At 73.3% G+C, this 15,181-nt stretch carries 14 protein-coding genes; 8 read left to right on the top strand and 6 right to left on the bottom strand.

Translation table 11 applies throughout. The annotated features are described in order from the left end of the window. The 3 genes from ACFC1F_RS38355 to ACFC1F_RS38345 all read right to left on the bottom strand — a co-directional run. Positions 1-841, bottom strand: an 841-nt coding sequence (locus ACFC1F_RS38355; RefSeq protein ID WP_376165614.1) for an SCO1860 family LAETG-anchored protein, incomplete at its 3' end; no start/stop codon positions are given. 201 nt (positions 842-1,042) lie between these two features. Continuing rightward, on the bottom strand, positions 1,043-1,720 hold the full coding sequence (locus tag ACFC1F_RS38350) for a uracil-DNA glycosylase (RefSeq protein ID WP_376165612.1): 678 nt from the start codon (positions 1,718-1,720) through the stop codon (positions 1,043-1,045). Positions 1,721-1,880: 160 nt separating this feature from the next. Beyond that, positions 1,881-2,972 (bottom strand): amidohydrolase family protein, encoded by a 1,092-nt coding sequence (locus ACFC1F_RS38345; protein ID WP_376165610.1) that lies wholly within the window; start codon positions 2,970-2,972, stop codon positions 1,881-1,883. Between the two features lie 99 nt (positions 2,973-3,071). Between ACFC1F_RS38345 and ACFC1F_RS38340 the strand changes: the two genes are divergently transcribed. Continuing rightward, positions 3,072-4,163 (top strand): pyridoxal-phosphate-dependent aminotransferase family protein, encoded by a 1,092-nt coding sequence (locus tag ACFC1F_RS38340; RefSeq protein WP_376165608.1) that lies wholly within the window; start codon positions 3,072-3,074, stop codon positions 4,161-4,163. 52 nt (positions 4,164-4,215) lie between these two features. Here ACFC1F_RS38340 and ACFC1F_RS38335 read toward each other — a convergent pair whose 3' ends face one another. Next, entirely contained in the window at positions 4,216-5,790 is a 1,575-nt protein-coding gene (locus ACFC1F_RS38335) for an APC family permease (RefSeq protein ID WP_376165606.1), read from the bottom strand. A gap of 415 nt (positions 5,791-6,205) precedes the next feature. Between ACFC1F_RS38335 and ACFC1F_RS38330 the strand changes: the two genes are divergently transcribed. Continuing rightward, a complete protein-coding gene (locus tag ACFC1F_RS38330) occupies positions 6,206-7,795 on the top strand; it encodes a phosphonate degradation HD-domain oxygenase (protein WP_376165604.1) in 1,590 nt (529 codons plus the stop codon). A 65-nt stretch (positions 7,796-7,860) separates the two neighbouring features. On the opposite strand, the gene ACFC1F_RS38325 is transcribed toward ACFC1F_RS38330, so the two are convergent. Beyond that, positions 7,861-8,667, bottom strand: a complete 807-nt coding sequence (locus ACFC1F_RS38325) for a GntR family transcriptional regulator (protein WP_376165616.1) — start codon at positions 8,665-8,667, stop codon at positions 7,861-7,863. A 331-nt stretch (positions 8,668-8,998) separates the two neighbouring features. Between ACFC1F_RS38325 and ACFC1F_RS38320 the strand changes: the two genes are divergently transcribed. From ACFC1F_RS38320 to ACFC1F_RS38295, 6 genes are read left to right on the top strand one after another with little or no spacing between them, the layout of a single operon-like run. Beyond that, the gene (locus ACFC1F_RS38320; RefSeq protein ID WP_376165602.1) at positions 8,999-10,171 is read left to right on the top strand and encodes an ABC transporter substrate-binding protein; all 1,173 of its coding nucleotides are present in this window, start codon (positions 8,999-9,001) and stop codon (positions 10,169-10,171) included. Positions 10,172-10,209: 38 nt separating this feature from the next. Then, a complete protein-coding gene (locus tag ACFC1F_RS38315) occupies positions 10,210-11,172 on the top strand; it encodes an ABC transporter permease subunit (protein WP_209411748.1) in 963 nt (320 codons plus the stop codon). Beyond that, the gene (locus ACFC1F_RS38310) at positions 11,160-12,002 is read left to right on the top strand and encodes an ABC transporter permease (protein WP_376165600.1); all 843 of its coding nucleotides are present in this window, start codon (positions 11,160-11,162) and stop codon (positions 12,000-12,002) included. Before ACFC1F_RS38315 ends, ACFC1F_RS38310 begins: the two co-directional genes overlap by 13 nt. Before the next feature lie 24 nt (positions 12,003-12,026). Then, entirely contained in the window at positions 12,027-13,106 is a 1,080-nt protein-coding gene (locus ACFC1F_RS38305) for an ABC transporter ATP-binding protein (RefSeq protein WP_376165598.1), read from the top strand. A gap of 40 nt (positions 13,107-13,146) precedes the next feature. Then, positions 13,147-13,821: an HAD family hydrolase gene (locus ACFC1F_RS38300; RefSeq protein ID WP_376165596.1), complete on the top strand. Its 675-nt coding sequence runs from the start codon at positions 13,147-13,149 to the stop codon at positions 13,819-13,821. A 6-nt stretch (positions 13,822-13,827) separates the two neighbouring features. Continuing rightward, complete coding sequence (locus ACFC1F_RS38295; RefSeq protein ID WP_209411744.1) at positions 13,828-14,148, top strand: multidrug efflux SMR transporter; 321 nt, start codon at positions 13,828-13,830, stop codon at positions 14,146-14,148. A gap of 47 nt (positions 14,149-14,195) precedes the next feature. Here the strand turns inward: ACFC1F_RS38295 and ACFC1F_RS38290 are convergent, their stop codons facing one another. Further along, positions 14,196-15,047: a MerR family transcriptional regulator gene (locus ACFC1F_RS38290; protein ID WP_376165594.1), complete on the bottom strand. Its 852-nt coding sequence runs from the start codon at positions 15,045-15,047 to the stop codon at positions 14,196-14,198. Between the last annotated feature and the right edge of the window lie 134 nt (positions 15,048-15,181).

Below are 15,181 nucleotides of genomic sequence, written 5' to 3'. Positions count from 1 at the left end.
CGGAGGCGGTGGCGGTGGCCGCGCGCGGGGCGGCGGCGGCCGTGGTCGCGTCGGCGACGGGCTCAACGGCCGGGGTGCCCGTCGGCAGGGGGGTGGAGGGAGTCGAGGAGGGGGTCACGGTCGGTGCCCCCGGCTTCTCGCAGCTCACCGAGGCGACGGTGATCCTCCCGGTGACCTTGGCGACGTTGAGGTTGAGCGGGTTCACCTCGATCTGCACCTCCAGGGCCGAGGCGGCGGCCGTGGTCGAGGTGGTGGTCCGCTTCGAGAACTCCACCGAGACGCTGCCGACCAGCGGGACGTCCACCTTGGTCGGCCCGTACAGGCTCAGGGTGACCGGCTTGCCGAGGACGGTCAGCCTGGCGGGCGCGACCACGTCGGCGGTCGGCTGCCCGTCGACCGGACAGGTGGCCTCGGAGCTGAGCGCCTCCAGGCCCAGCAGGGTGGTGGCCGGGAGGCCGGGGGCGTGCACGTCCGCGTTGACCAGCCGGACGGAGGCGGAGGTGCCCTTGGCGTCGGACTTCGTCACCGACGTGCCGACGTCCGCCTTGACCAGGGTGACCGGGCCCTGCTGCTCCACCCCGTCGACCTTGGCCGTGAGGACGGAACTGTCGCGCTGGGCCGGGGTCTCGACCTTGTTGAGCGCGATGTTCACCGGGACGTCCACCGTCTTGTTCAACAGGCTGACGTCCAGGTCGAGTTCGGCGGTGACGGCGCGCGCCCTGCCGGACGGCGCGGCGGGCTGCGGCGTCGGCCCGGTGGCGTGCGCGGCGGGCACGGCTATCAGGGCCGACACCGCGGCGGTGGCGGCCGCGACGGCGGCGACGGGACGGAACGAGGACATGGCGGTACCCCCACGGGTGGTGGTCTCGGTTGAGCGGGCCTCCGGCCTCACCCGCGGCGCGGGGCGAGGGGCCGCTGCTCTGAACGACGAGCCGCCAGTCTTCTCGAACAATCCGTCACATGAGTCACACAGAACGTCATTTCACCCGTTCGAGTGAGGTTGACGCCCGGCACTGACGCCCGGCACTGACGGACGGAACGGCTACGGCAGCCGCCAGTCCACCGGCTGCGCCCCCTGCCGCACCAGCAGCTCGTTGGCCCGGCTGAACGGCCGCGAGCCGAAGAAGCCGCCGTTCGCCGAGTACGGGCTCGGGTGCGCCGACTCGATGGCCGGCACCTCCCCCAGCAGCGGGCGCAGGTTGCGGGCGTCGCGCCCCCAGAGGATCGCCACCAGCGGGCCGCCGCGCGCCACCAGCGCCCGGATCGCCTGCTCGGTGACCTCCTCCCAGCCCTTGCCCCGGTGGGCCGCGGGCTTGCGCGGCGCGGTGGTCAGCGCACGGTTGAGCAGCAGCACGCCCTGCCGCGTCCACGGGGTGAGGTCCCCGTTGGACGGCTGCGGCAGGCCGAGGTCGCTCCCGTACTCCTGGAAGATGTTGATCAGGCTGGCCGGGACCGGCCGCACCTCCGGCCCGACCGAGAAGCTGAGCCCCACGGCGTGGCCGGGGGTCGGATAGGGGTCCTGCCCGACGATCAGCACCCGCACGTCGGCGAGGGGCTGCTGGAAGGCGCGCAGCACGTTCGGCCCGGAGGGCAGGTAGGTGCGGCCGGCGGCCAGCTCGGCGCGGAGGAAGTCGCCCATGGCGGCGACCCGCCCGGCGACCGGCTCCAGCGCGGTGGCCCAGCCGGGCTCGACGATCTCGTTCAGTGGACGCGGTGCCATGGCCGCCACCCTATCGGCCTACGCCGACAGCGCGTTCACCCGGATGATCTTCGAACGCACGACGGGAACGGTCCCCCGGCCGCGCCGGGCGATCACCCCCGCCCGCGGCGCGGCGCTCACTCCGGCAGGCCCGGCCGCCGCCCCGCCCCGGAGCGGACGGTCACCCCACCGGGCGGCCGCGCAGCACCACCAGCCGGGGATCGGCCAGCACCCGGACGTCGGCCCGCGGGTCCTCGTCGTAGACCACGAAATCGGCCGGCGCGCCCTCCTCCAGGCCCGGCCGGCCCAGCCAGCGGCGCGCGCCCCAGCTGGCCGCGGACAGCGCCTCGGCCGGGGTCAGCCCGGCCTTCACCAGCTCGGCCACCTCGTCCGCGACCAGGCCGTGCGCCAGCGAGCCGCCCGCGTCCGTGCCGACGAAGACCGGGATGCCCGCGTCGTGCGCGGCGCCCACGGTGGCGTAGCGGCGCTCGTGCAGCCGGCGCATGTGCGCGGCCCAGGCCGGGAACCTGGCCTCGCCGCCGGCCGCAAGGCCCGGGAAGGTGGCGATGTTGACCAGCGTCGGGACGATCGCGACCCCGCGCTCGGCGAAGGCCGGGATCAGCTCCTCGGTCAGCCCGGTGGCGTGCTCGACGCAGTCGATGCCGGCCGCCAGCAGGTCGGGCAGCGACTCCGCGGCGAAGCAGTGCGCCGTCACCCGCGCGCCCTCCTCGTGCGCCGCCGCGATCGCCTCGGCCAGTGCGTCCCCGGGCCAGCAGGCGGCGAGGTCGCCGCGCTCGCGGTCGATCCAGTCGCCGACCAGCTTCACCCAGCCGTCGCCGCGCCGGGCCTCGGCCCGGACGTAGGCGGCGAGGTCGCCGGGCTCGATCTCGTGGGCGTAGTTGCGGATGTAGCGGCGGGTACGGGCGATGTGGCGGCCGGCCCGGATGATCCGGGGCAGGTCCTCGCGGTCGTCGATCCACCGGGTGTCGGCGGCCGAGCCCGCGTCGCGGATCAGCAGGGTGCCGGCGTCGCGGTCGGTGACCGCCTGCTTCTCGCTGGTGGCGGCGTCGACCGCGCCGTGCGCGTCCAGGCCGACGTGGCAGTGCGCGTCCACCAGACCGGGCAGCACCCAGCCGGTCACCGTCCGGACGTCGGCGGCGCCCGGCGGGCGCTCGAACGCCACCCGGCCGCCCACCACCCAGAGTTCGTCACGGACGTCCTCCGGGCCCACCAGCACCCGACCCCTGACGTGCAGCACCGCGCCATCGCTCATGTCCCGCACTCTACCGACGCCGACGCCACGTGTAAGCAGTGAGAATGCGGCACACTCGTTCCCGCACCGACCACCCGCCCGGCGAAAGGCCCGTCACCCGTGAGTCCCTTCCTCGACCTGCCCCCGCTCACCGCCGCCGACTTCGCGGCGATCGAGGACCAGGTGGCCGCGCTGCTGCACACCACCGCGGACGTGATCGTCACCCAGGGAGAGGCGCTGCTGCCGCTGGAGGCCGCGATCAGGGGCGCCGCGCACCCGGGCTCCACCGCGCTGAACATCGTCACCGGCCCGTACGGGCAGACCTTCGGCAACTGGCTGCGCGACTGCGGGGCGACCGTCGTCGACCTCGCCGTCCCGTTCGACAGCGCGGTCACCCCCGAGCAGGTCGCGCAGGCCCTGCGGGAGAACCCGGCGATCGACTTCGTCTCCCTCGTCCACGCCGAGGCCGCCACCGGCAACACCAACCCGGTCGCCGGGATCGCCGCCGTGGTCCGGGAGCACGGCGCGCTGCTGATGCTGGACGCGGTCGCCTCGGTGGCCGCCGAACCGCTGCTCACCGACGCGTGGGGCGTCGACCTCTGCGTGATCGGCGGCCAGAAGGCGATGGGCGGCCCGGCCGGGGTCTCCGCCGTCTCGGTCTCCGACCGCGCCTGGGAGCGGATCGCCGCCAACCCGGCCGCGCCGCGCCGCTCCTACCTCTCCCTGCTGGACTGGAAGGAGCGCTGGACGGACGCGGGGCGCACCGTGCTCCCGCACGCCCCGGCCCAGTTGGAGATGCTCGCCCTCGGCGCGTGCCTGGACCGGATCGACGCCGACGGCCTGCCCGTCGTCATCGCCCGCCACCGCGCCGCCTCCGCCGCCACCCGCGCCGGCGTCCGGGCCCTCGCCGCGCTGACCCCGTTCGTGCCCGAGGACGCCCACGCCGCCCCGGTCGCCACCACCCTGCGCACCCCGGACGGCCTGCCCGCCACGGCCCTCACCGCCGAGCTGCTCCGTCTCGACCCCACCCTGCCGGTCCAGCCCGGCGGCGGCGCCCTCGCCACCACGATGCTCCGGCTCAACCACTACGGCCCGGCGGCCTCCCCCGCCACCGTCCGGGGCTTCCTCACCGCCCTGGCCACGGTCACCGGGACGGACGCCGGGCCGGCCCTGGCCGCCGCCGAGGCCGCCTGGGCGGACGTCCGGGCCTGAGAACGCCGGAGCGGCCCCCGCTTCCGCACGGGGGCCGCTCCGGCGGGGCCGCTCAGTGGCCGCCCGCGTCCACCACCTCGACGCCGCGGATGTTCCGCTCGATCTCCTCCACCGGCAGCGCGACCGCCAGGGCCCAGTAGTAGATCACCAGGGAGAACAGCACCACGACGAGGATGTCCCACCAGAGCGGCAGATTGCCCTGGGACCCCTCGCCGAAGGTGCCCTGCCAGGAGGTCAGTCCCATGCCGACCAGGTAGACCGGCAGCCACTGCCCGGCCTTGAAGTCCATCCGGGGCGCGTTCGGCACGCCCTTCGACACCGAGTAGGCGGAGTACCCGCCGAGCAGCACGTAACCGATCAGGATCGCCAGGCCCAGCCGCCAGAGGGTGTCCCAGCCGGCCCAGTAGATGACCAGGCTCGCCACCACGAAGGCGATCGGCGAGATGATCGTGCCGCCGGGCAGGTGGTACGACCGCTCCAGTGCCGGCAGCCGCTTGCGCAGCACGCCGAAGGCCAGCGGCGCGCCCGCGTACATCAGCACGACGGCCGAGGTGATGAAGCCGACCAGCCGCTGCCAGCTCGGGAACGGCAGGAAGCAGAGCACGCCCGCGACCCAGGCGATGATCAGGCCGAGCCACGGCACCGAGCGCTTGTCGGTGAACTGCAGGGTCTGCGGCGCGTAGCCGTTGCGGCTCAGGCCGTAGGTGACCCGCGAGCTGGAGGTGATGTAGACCAGCCCGGTACCGGCGGGCGAGATGATCGCGTCGATGCGCAGGACGGTGGCCAGCCAGCCCAGGCCGATCAGCGTCGAGAGGCCCGCGAACGGCCCGCTGATCCCGGGGAAGTCGAGGTTGGTCCAGCCGCCGGCGAAGGTCTCCGGTGGCAGGGCGCCGATGAACACCACCTGGAGCAGGACGTAGATGAGCGTGCCGATCACGACCGATCCGAGGACGGCCCGGGGGATGTCCTTGCGGGGGTTGCGGCTCTCACCCGCCCACTGGATGGCCTGCTCGAAGCCGAGCAGCGCGAAGATCACCCCGCTGGTGCTGATCGCCACCAGCACGCCCTTGGCCCCGTCCGGCGCGAAGCCGTGGGAGGTGAAGTTGGAGCCGTGGAACTCCGTGAACCCGAGCACGAAGATGGTCAGGACCGGGACGAGGACCTTCCACACGGTGGCCACGCTGTTGGTGTGCGCGAGCAGCCGCACGCCGAGGAAGTTGATCGCGACGAAGACGCCCAGCAGGGCGGCCGCGACGAAGAACCCCTCGGTGGTCAGCGTCTGGTTGGGGTTCAGCAGGCCGTCCGCCCAGGACCAGTGCTGGGCGTAGTTGATCATCGCCTGCACCTCGATCGGCGCGATGGTCGCCGCCTGCAGCCAGGTGAACCAGCCGAACGACATCCCCGCGAATCCGCCGAACGCGTAGTGCGGGTACCGCGCGGTGCCGCCCGCCACCGGGAACAGCCCGCCCAGCTCGGCGTGCACCAGCGCGAGCAGGATGATCGCCACCGCACCGATGCCCCACGAGATCAGCGCCGCCGGCCCCGCCGCCACCGCCGCCTTCTCCGCCCCGAACAACCACCCGGACCCGATGATCGCCCCGACCGAGGCCCAGAGCAGCCCGATCATCCCGACTTCCCGTTTCAGCCCGGTATGCCCCGAGGCTGCAGGTGTATCGGTGGTGGGGTGAGCCATGACCGGCCGCCTCTCGCGTCGGGGAAATCCGCTCCGACAGTGCCGCAGCACCCGCCCCTCCCCCTCACCGAAACGCGCGGCGATCCGCCCCGTCACCCGAACGGCCCGCCACCCGCCCCGGGAGCCGGGCGGAGGAATGGGCCGTCGGTGGCGGCCGGCACCGGGCCCGCGGGACGGCGCGGCCGGGCAGGGCGTCCTGCCGCCGGCGCCCGGGCGACCTCCCGGCACAGTTCCCCCGGCGTTCACCTGCGCGGCACGCGGACATCACCGGGGGGCGGCAGGCTCCCGGCGAAGGGGGTGAAGTTGGCTATACAACTCCCCTGCCGCTTCGTCGAGGAGGAGAACCGTCGTGACCGAGCTGCCGCCGTACTGGCTGCGCGACAACTGCCCGTGTGCCGAGTGCCGGGATCCGCGCAACGGGCAGAAACTGTTCCAGATCACCGACCTGCCGGACGATCTCGCCGTCGCCGCACAGGCCGAGCTGAACGGGCACCTGGAGGTGCTCTGGTCGGACGGGCACCGGTCACGCTACCCGCTGGAGTGGCTGGAGCGGCCCGCCGACGGGGACGGGCGGACGGAGACGGAGAAGCGGCTCTGGGCGGCGGCGGACTTCGCCCGCGGCATCCCCGAGGCGGAGTGGGCGGCGTACCTGGCCGACCCGGCCGAGCAGGCGGCCGTCCTCGGCGCCGTCCGGCGCAGCGGCTTCGCCGTGCTGCGCGGGGTGCCGGCGGTCGAGCGGCAGGTGCTGGAGGTGGCCGGGACCTTCGGGTACGTGCGGGTCACCAACTACGGCGAGCTGTTCGACGTCCGGGTCGAGCCCGACCCGAACAACCTGGCCTTCACCAGCGTCGCGATCACCCCGCACACGGACAACCCCTACCGGGACCCGGTGCCGACGCTCCAGCTGCTGCACTGCCTGGAGAACTCGGCGACCGGCGGCGACTCCGGCCTGGTGGACGGCTTCAAGGCCGCGGCGCTCCTCCGGGAGGAGGCGCCGGAGGACTTCGCCGTCCTCACCCGCACGCCCGTCCCCTTCGCCTTCCGCGACCGCTCCGCCGAGCTGCGCGCCGACCGTCCGCTGATCGGGGTGGACGCACTGGGCCGGATCCGGGAGGTGCGGTTCAACAACCGGTCGATCGGCACGCTGCGGACGGGCGACCCGGAGGCCTTCTACGCCGCCTACCGACGCTTCGCCGCCATCACGCTCCGTCCCGAGCTGCAGCTGACCTTCCGCCTCGGCCGCGGCGACTGCCTGATCTTCGACAACACCCGCCTCCTGCACGCCCGGACGGCCTTCGAGCAGGACGGCTCGCGCCACCTCCAGGGCTGCTACGCCGACCTCGACTCCCTCCTCTCCACCCTCGCCGTGCTGCACCGCCGTTCCGCCGCGCTGGACGCGATCGCCGATCTCTTCGAGGGGGTGGGCGCCGGCGAGTACCTGGGCGAGGCGGTCACGATGGCCGAGCACATGCTCCAGGCCGGCGCGCTCGCGGAGGCGGCGGGGGCGGCGCCGCACCTGGTCGCGGCCGCACTGCTGCACGACGTCGGGCACTTCCTCGACGAGCACGGCCACGACTCGTCGCACGGACGGGACCTGATGGAGGGTCAGGACAACCGGCACAGCGACACCGGCGCACAGTGGCTGGCCCAGTGGTTCGGCCCGGACGTCACCGAGCCGGTCCGCCTGCACGTGGCCGCCAAGCGCTACCTGTGCGCGGTCGAGCCCGGGTACCGCGAACGGCTCTCCGAAGCTTCCGAGTTCACGCTCCGGGTGCAGGGCGGCCCGATGGGTGCGGAGCAGGCCGCCGCCTTCGCCGCCGCCCCGGGCGCCGGGGACGCGGTCGCCGTCCGCCGCTGGGACGAGCAGGCCAAGGAGGCGGGCGCGAGCACGCCGGACTTCGAGCACTTCCGCCCGCTGCTGGCGTCGCTCATGCGCTGAGCGGGAGCGGGCGGCCCGGCCGGGCCGCCCGCAGGCCGCGCCCCCGGGTCAGTCCTGCTCCCGGGTCAGTCCTGCTCCCGGGCGTGCCGCGAAAGAGCCGACGTGGCCAGCGAGTTGTGGACGCTGAAGGCCACCGTTCCCGGCAGGTAGCGGTCCTGGGACCACTCCACCGGCATGCCGGTCGGGTCGGTGGTCCGCCGCCGTTCGCGCAGCAGCGGGCCGCCGCGGCGGCAGCCGAGCAGCCGGGCGTCCTCCGCGTTGGCCGCGACGACGTCGATGGTGTGGTCGGCGTCGGTGAACAGGATGCCGTGCTCGCGCAGGACCTCGGTGTGCGACACCACGTCGGCCGGCAGCTGGGCGACGATCTCGCCCACCCGCGGCGGGTAGATCGTCCGCTCGACCATCACCGGCGTGCCGGAGAGAGTGCGCAGCCGGACCGTCACGTACACCTCGGAGCCCGGCTCCAGCCGCAGCTGCTCGCGCTCGGCGGCGTCGGCCGGGCGGCGGACCAGCGAGTCCAGGATGCCGCCGGGCTCCTCCCCCATGGAGTACGCCCAGTGCGTGAAGCTGAGCAGTTCGGAGAAGCTCTGCACCCGGGCGGTGCCGAGCACCACGCGCCGGGTGCCGCGCCGGGAGGTGACCAGCCCGTCCGAGCGGAGCACGGCCAGCGCCTGGCGGACGGTGCCGCGCGAGACGCCGTACTGCTCGGCCAGCGCGCCCTCGGCGGGCAGCCGGCCGGCCTCGCCGTAGGCGCCGGTGGTGATCGCCTCGCGCAGGTCGGCGGCCACCTTGCGGTAGAGCGCACCGGCCGCGCGATCCTCGGTGGCCGGGCGGGCCTGGGGGGCCTGGGGGCGTTCGGGCTCCAGTGCCACGTCAGTCAAAGTCCCTCCTGGGGCGGTGTCCTGCGCAGCCGTACCGGCGCGGACAGCCCGACCTTATCCCGCTGCGCCTTCGAAGCATCGCATCCGGTTGATCACTCCCCGGTGGCCTGATTCGACCGTTCCCACAGCCGACTCCGGTTCTGGGCCATCCGTTCACCTTCCCGTCACCGGGCTCCGGCGTACTTACCCCCGTCAGCGAAGTTGGCTAGTCAACTCGGACGGTTTCGAACAGCCGCCGCAGGGACCCGAAGAGCCGCTCGCGCGACCCGATCCCCCGATCTCGACATCTCTCGCAGTACGCCCCCGATCAGGAGACTGACCCGTGACCGTGCACCGTGCCCGCGCCGCCGCCTTCGCGGCCGTACTGACCGCCGCCGCGCTCTCCCTCACCGCCTGCGGCTCCGCCGGTTCGTCCGCCGCGAAGTCCGGCGACGCCGCCAAGGCCGGCGCCAAGGACGCCAAGGACGCCACCTCGGCCGCCGACCTCGGCGGCATGGACGCCCTCGTCGCCGCGGCCAAGAAGGAGGGCAAGCTGCACGTCATCACGCTGCCCAAGGACTGGGCCAACTACGGCAAGATCATGGACTCGTTCAAGGCCAAGTACGGCATCGAGATCGAGGACGAGAACCCGGACGGTTCCAGCCAGGACGAGATCAACGCGATCACCTCCCGCAAGGGCCAGGACCGCGCCCCCGACGTGGTCGACCTGGGCAGCGCCTTCGCGCTCCAGGCGGTCAAGGACGGCCTGCTCGCCCCCTACAAGGTCGCCACCTTCGACAAGGTGCCGGACACCATGAAGGACCCGAGCGGCGCCCGCGTCAACGACTACGGCGGCTACATCTCCATCGGCTGCGACGCCAAGAAGATCGCCAACTGCCCCAAGACCTTCGCCGACCTGCTCAAGCCCGAGTACAAGGGCCAGGTCGCGCTGAACGGCAACCCCACCAAGTCCGGTTCCGCGTTCGGCGGCGTCTACGCGGCCGCGCTCGCCAACGGCGGCTCGCTGGACAACATCCAGCCCGGCATCGACTTCTTCGGCAAGCTGAAGCAGTCCGGCAACTTCAACCCGGTCGAGTCCACCCCGGCCACCATCGAGAAGGGCGAGACCCCGATCTCGATCGACTGGTCCTACCTGAACGCCGGCTACACCGACGAGTTCAAGGACAAGGGCGTCGACTGGAAGGTCTCCGTCCCCGCCGACGGCAGCTACGCCCAGTTCTACAACCAGGGCATCAACAAGTACGCCCCGCACCCGGCGGCCGCCCGCCTGTGGCAGGAGTACCTCTTCAGCGCCGAGGGCCAGAACCTCTTCCTCGGCGGCTACGCCACCCCGGCCACCTTCGACGCCCTGAAGAAGGACGGCTCCCTGGACGCCGCGGCCGCCGCCAAGCTGCCCACCGTCGAGAAGCCGTTCACCACCTTCCCGACCCAGGACCAGATCACGGCCGCCAAGAAGGTCGTGACCGAGAACTGGACCAAGGCCATCGCGGGCTGACACCCGGCCGCAGCACACCCGAACGGGCTGATCGACTCATGACCACGGCTCCCACCCCGGTGCCGACCACCCCCGCCGCCACCGACCTCGGTGGCGGCGCGGGGGCGTCCGCCACCGCCACGACCACCACCCCCACCCCCCGCCGGCGCACCCGCCGGCGCCCCGGCGGCGCCTGGCTCGCCACCGTCCCGCTCTTCCTCTTCTTCGTCATCGGCTTCGGCCTGCCCGCCGTCGCCATCGTGATCGGCGCCTTCACCACCTCCAGCGACGCGGAGGGCGGTGCCGGCCGGTTCACCCTCGACAACATCACCGCCTCCGTCCAGGGCGCGTACTGGACGGCGATGGTCAGCAGCCTCAAGCTGTCCGGCCTCACCGCACTGCTCGCGACCCTGATCGGCCTGCCGATCGCCCAGGCCGTGGTGACCTCCCGGAACACCTGGCTGCGCCAGGCCGTGCTGACCGCCTCCGGGGTGCTCGCCAACTTCGGCGGACTGCCGCTCGCCTTCGCGTTCGTCGCCACCCTCGGCAACGCGGGCGAGGTCACCAAGCTGCTCCACCTGACGGACCACGGCTGGTCGCTCTACTCCTTCACCGGCCTGACCATCGTCTACCTGTACTTCCTCATCCCGCTGATGGTGCTCACCATCACCCCGGCCCTGGACGGCCTGCGGGTGCAGTGGCGCGAGGCGGCGCACAACAACCGGGCCACCACCGTCCAGTACTGGCGCCACGTCGCACTGCCGATCCTGCTGCCCTCGCTCCTCGGCGGCTTCGTGCTGCTCTTCGGCAGCGCCTTCGCCGCGTACGCCACCGCCGCCGCCATGGTCGGCGCGACCGTCCCGCTGGTCAGCCGCTCGATCGCGGACGCGCTCTCCGGCAACGTCCTGGTCGGCCAGGGCAACCTCGCCCTCGCCCTCAGCCTCAACATGATCGTCGTGGCCGTCCTGGTGATGGCCGTGTACCTCCCCCTCCAGCGCCGGAGTGCCCGATGGCTCAGCTGACGACCCCCCGAACCTCCCGGCGTCCCGGGGTGCGCTGGTGGCGCGGCGCCGTCCTGCTGCTCGCCGGCGTCTACTTCGTCGTGCCGCTGGCCGCCGCCGGCTACTTCTCGGTCGACGACCCGAAGGGCTTCTCCTTCGAGGCGTACACCGGCCTGCTGAGCGCCGAGGGCTTCCTGGACAGCCTCTGGCTCACCCTCGGGCTCGCCGTCGTCACCGTCCTGGTGCTGCTGCTCCTGCTGGTGCCCGCGCTGATCGCGGTCCGGCTCGGCGCGCCGAGGCTGCGCCCGGTGATCGACGTGCTCTGCACCCTGCCGCTGGTCGTCCCGCCGGTCGCGCTGACCGCCGGCCTGATCGGCGTGCTCCGGTGGGGACCGGACTACCTGATGGACACGCCGTTCTTCCAGACCTTCGTGTTCGTCCAGGACCCGGACTTCCCGCTGGTCCTGGTCATCGCCTACGTGCTGATGTCGCTCCCGCTCGCCTACCGGGCGCTGGACGCGGGACTGCGCGCCGTCGACGTGCGCACCCTGGTCGAGGCCGCGCGCAACTGCGGCGCGAGCTGGCCGCGCGCGGTGCTCACCGTCGTGCTGCCCAACCTGCGCGGCGCGCTGCTGAACGCGTCCTTCCTGACCCTGGCGCTGGTCCTCGGCGAGTTCACCGCCGCCTCGATCCTCGGCTACCAGCCCTTCCCGGTGTGGATCTACTCGGTCGGCAACAGCCAGGCCCACATGTCGGTCGCGGTCTCCATCCTGAGCCTGCTGATCACCTGGCTGCTGCTGCTCCTGCTGGCCACCGTCGGCCGCGAGCGCGGCAAGAAGACCACGTCCTGACCTCCTTCGGAGAAACGAACCCCCATGAGCTCCCTCGCCGTTGAGAAGACCGCCACCCGCTCCGGCGGCGCCACCGTCGAATTCCGCACGCTGCGCCGCTCGTTCGGCGCCACCACCGCCCTGGACGGCCTCGACCTGACCGTCCACCCCGGCGAACTCCTCGCCCTGCTCGGCCCGTCCGGCTGCGGCAAGACCACCGCGCTGCGCATCCTGGCCGGTTTCGAGCAGCACGACTCCGGCCAGGTGCTGGTGGACGGCCGGGACATCACCGCGATCCCGGCCCACAAGCGCGACGCCGGCATGGTGTTCCAGTCGTACAGCCTCTTCCCGCACCTGACCGCCGCCGACAACGTCGCCTTCGGGATGCGGATGCGCGGCACCGGCAAGGCCGAACGGCGCAGGCGTGCCCAGGAGTTGCTGGAGCTGGTCGGCCTGCCGCAGCACGCCGACCGCTACCCGCACCAGATGTCCGGCGGGCAGCAGCAGCGCATCGCGCTCGCCCGCGCGCTCGCCCTGGAGCCGCGCGTCCTGCTGCTCGACGAGCCGCTCTCCGCACTGGACGCCAAGGTGCGCCTCTCGCTGCGCGAGGAGATCCGCCGCCTCCAGCAGGAGCTGGGGATCACCACCCTGTTCGTCACGCACGACCAGGAGGAGGCGCTCTCGATGGCCGACCGCGTCGCGGTGCTGCGCGCCGGCCGGCTGGAGCAGTGCGCCACCCCGTCCGAGCTGTACGCCCGCCCGGCCACCGCCTTCGTCGCCGAGTTCGTCGGCACCATGAGCCGCATCCCGTGCCTGCGCACGGCCGAGGGCGTCGAGGTGCTCGGCCGCCGGCACGCGGTGGACGGGGTCGTCCCGGCGGACGGCTCGCTGGACGTGCTGGTCCGCCCCGAGAACGTCACGCTGACCCCCGCCGCCGACGGCCCCGCGCTGGTGGTCTCGGCCTCGTTCCTGGGCGCCGTCACCCGGCTGACCGTCCGCCTCGACGACGCCACCGTGGTCAAGGCCGACCTGCCGACCGAGGCCGCCGCCGCGCTGCCGGCCGGCGCCCGCGCCGCGCTGACCCTCCCGGACCGTCCGGTCCTGGTGGACCGTCGTACGGTCTGATCCGTCCGCATTCTTCTGATGAACCGCCGAAGGTACCGCCATGCCTGATTCCCGCAAGCCCGCCGCCGTCCTGTTCGACATGGACGGCACCCTGGTCGACACCGAGCACCTCTGGTGGCAGGCCGCCGCCGAACTCGCCGACGAGCTGCACCACTCACTGACGGACTCCGACGTCCCCGAGGTGCTCGGCCAGGCCGTCGAGCACACCGCCGCCCACCTGCACAGGGTCAGCGGCACCACGCTGAGCGAGGCAGAACTCGCCGACCGGCTCGGCGACTCCTTCGCCGGCAAGGTCGCCGCCGAGACCGTCCCGCGCCCCGGCGCGCTCGCCCTGCTCGCCGAGCTGCGGGACGCCCGGGTGCCCACCGCGCTGGTCTCCGCGTCGCCGCGCCGGGTGGTCGACCTGGTGCTCTCCACCATCGGCCGCGACTGGTTCGCCGTCACCCTCGCCGCCGAGGACACCCCGCGCACCAAGCCCGCGCCCGACCCCTACCTCGCCGCCGCCGAGCGGCTCGGCCTGGACCCGGCGGCCTGCGTCGCCGTCGAGGACACCCCGACCGGCGTCGCCTCCGCCACCGCGGCGGGCTGCGCGGTGCTCGCCGTTCCGTCGTCCGACGTCACGATCCCCGGCGGCTCCCGGGTGACGCTGCTCGACAGCCTGGTCCACGCCGACCTCGCGCTGCTCGGGAAGCTCGGCGCCGCGCCGACGGTTTGACCGGCCATGTCCTATCTTCTGCTCGCCCTCGCCATCGTCAGCGAGGTCTGCGCCACCAGCGCCCTCAAGCTCACCGAGGGCTTCACCCGCCTCTGGCCGAGCATCGGCGTCGCCGTGGGCTACGTGCTCTCCTTCGCGCTGCTCGGCAGGGCGCTGAAGCACATCCCGGTGTCGGTCGCCTACGCCGTCTGGTCCGGTGCCGGAACGGCCGCGGTGGCGGGGATAGGCGTGGTCGCCTTCGGCGAGTCGCTGGGCCGGCTCCAGTGGCTGGGCCTGGCCCTGATCATCGTCGGCGTGGTCGTCCTCAACCTGAAGGGCGGCCACTGAGGAGGAGCAGGGAGCCGGGCCGGCCCGGCTCCCTGCTCCCGGCGGCCTCAGCCCGCCGCCGGCTCCCCGATCGGCCAGGCGATCTCCAGGCGGTTCTCCGGGTGGCCGGGCGTGCCCGTCCAGTGCCGGAAGATCTCCTGGACCGGTCCGGCGAAGACGAAGCCGTGCTCGGTGACCCAGTTCGCGACGGCGTCGTACGCGGTGTGGATCCGCGGGAACGTCGCCGCCTCGCCCGTCACCTCCGTGAAGGCGTAGGCGGTCTCCGGGATGTCCAGCACGTACATCCCCTCCGGCAGCTCCGCCGGCTGCGCGCCGCCCGTCGTGAACGGCAGGCAGGCCTCGACGAGGCACTCGTTCTCCTCGTCGCAGAGCCCGTGGTAGCGGGCGAAGGCCGGCCCCGCGAAGGTCAGCGGGCCCTGGCCGGCGACGGCGTACATCTCCCGGTAGGCGGGAAGCATGAACCGGTCCAGGCCGGGCTGGTCCAGCGTCGCACTGCGGACCAGCGCCCGTACGGCGGCGCCCTGGCGGATGGTGACTCCGTGGGTCATCTCGGCTCCTTCGGTCAGTCGGCTCAACAGGCTGTGGACGACGGAGCGTTGGACCTCCAGCCGGCGCTCGGCCGCGCCCAGGTGGTCTCGCAGGGCCGGTGCGATGTCCTCGCCGCCCTCGCTGCGCGCGATCAGCCCCCGCACCTGCTCGATCGGGATGCCGAGCTGCCGCAGTGCGCGGATCAGCTGCGCCGTCCGGAGCTGGTCACGCCGGAAGTAGCGGTAGCCGCTGTCCGGGTCGACCAACGCCGGGGCCAGCAGACCGCTGGCGTCGTAGTGCCGAAGCGCGGTCACCGATAGGCCACTGGCCTGCGCGAACTGCCCGATGGGCAGCAGGTTCGTCCTGTCCACGGAGATGACTGTGCCGTCTCGCGTAACCCGAGAGTCAAGCGCCGAGGGGGAGGCTCCCCGGACGCGGGGGGGGGGGGGGGGGGGGCCCCCCCCCCCCCCCCCCCCCCCCCCCCCCCCCCCCCCCCCGGGGCCCC

The sequence above is a fragment of the Kitasatospora sp. NPDC056181 genome (assembly GCF_042266225.1).
Lineage (GTDB): Bacteria > Actinomycetota > Actinomycetes > Streptomycetales > Streptomycetaceae > Kitasatospora.
The sequence above is the reverse complement of the archived record's forward strand: the minus strand, read 5'-3'. Positions and strand labels throughout refer to the sequence as shown.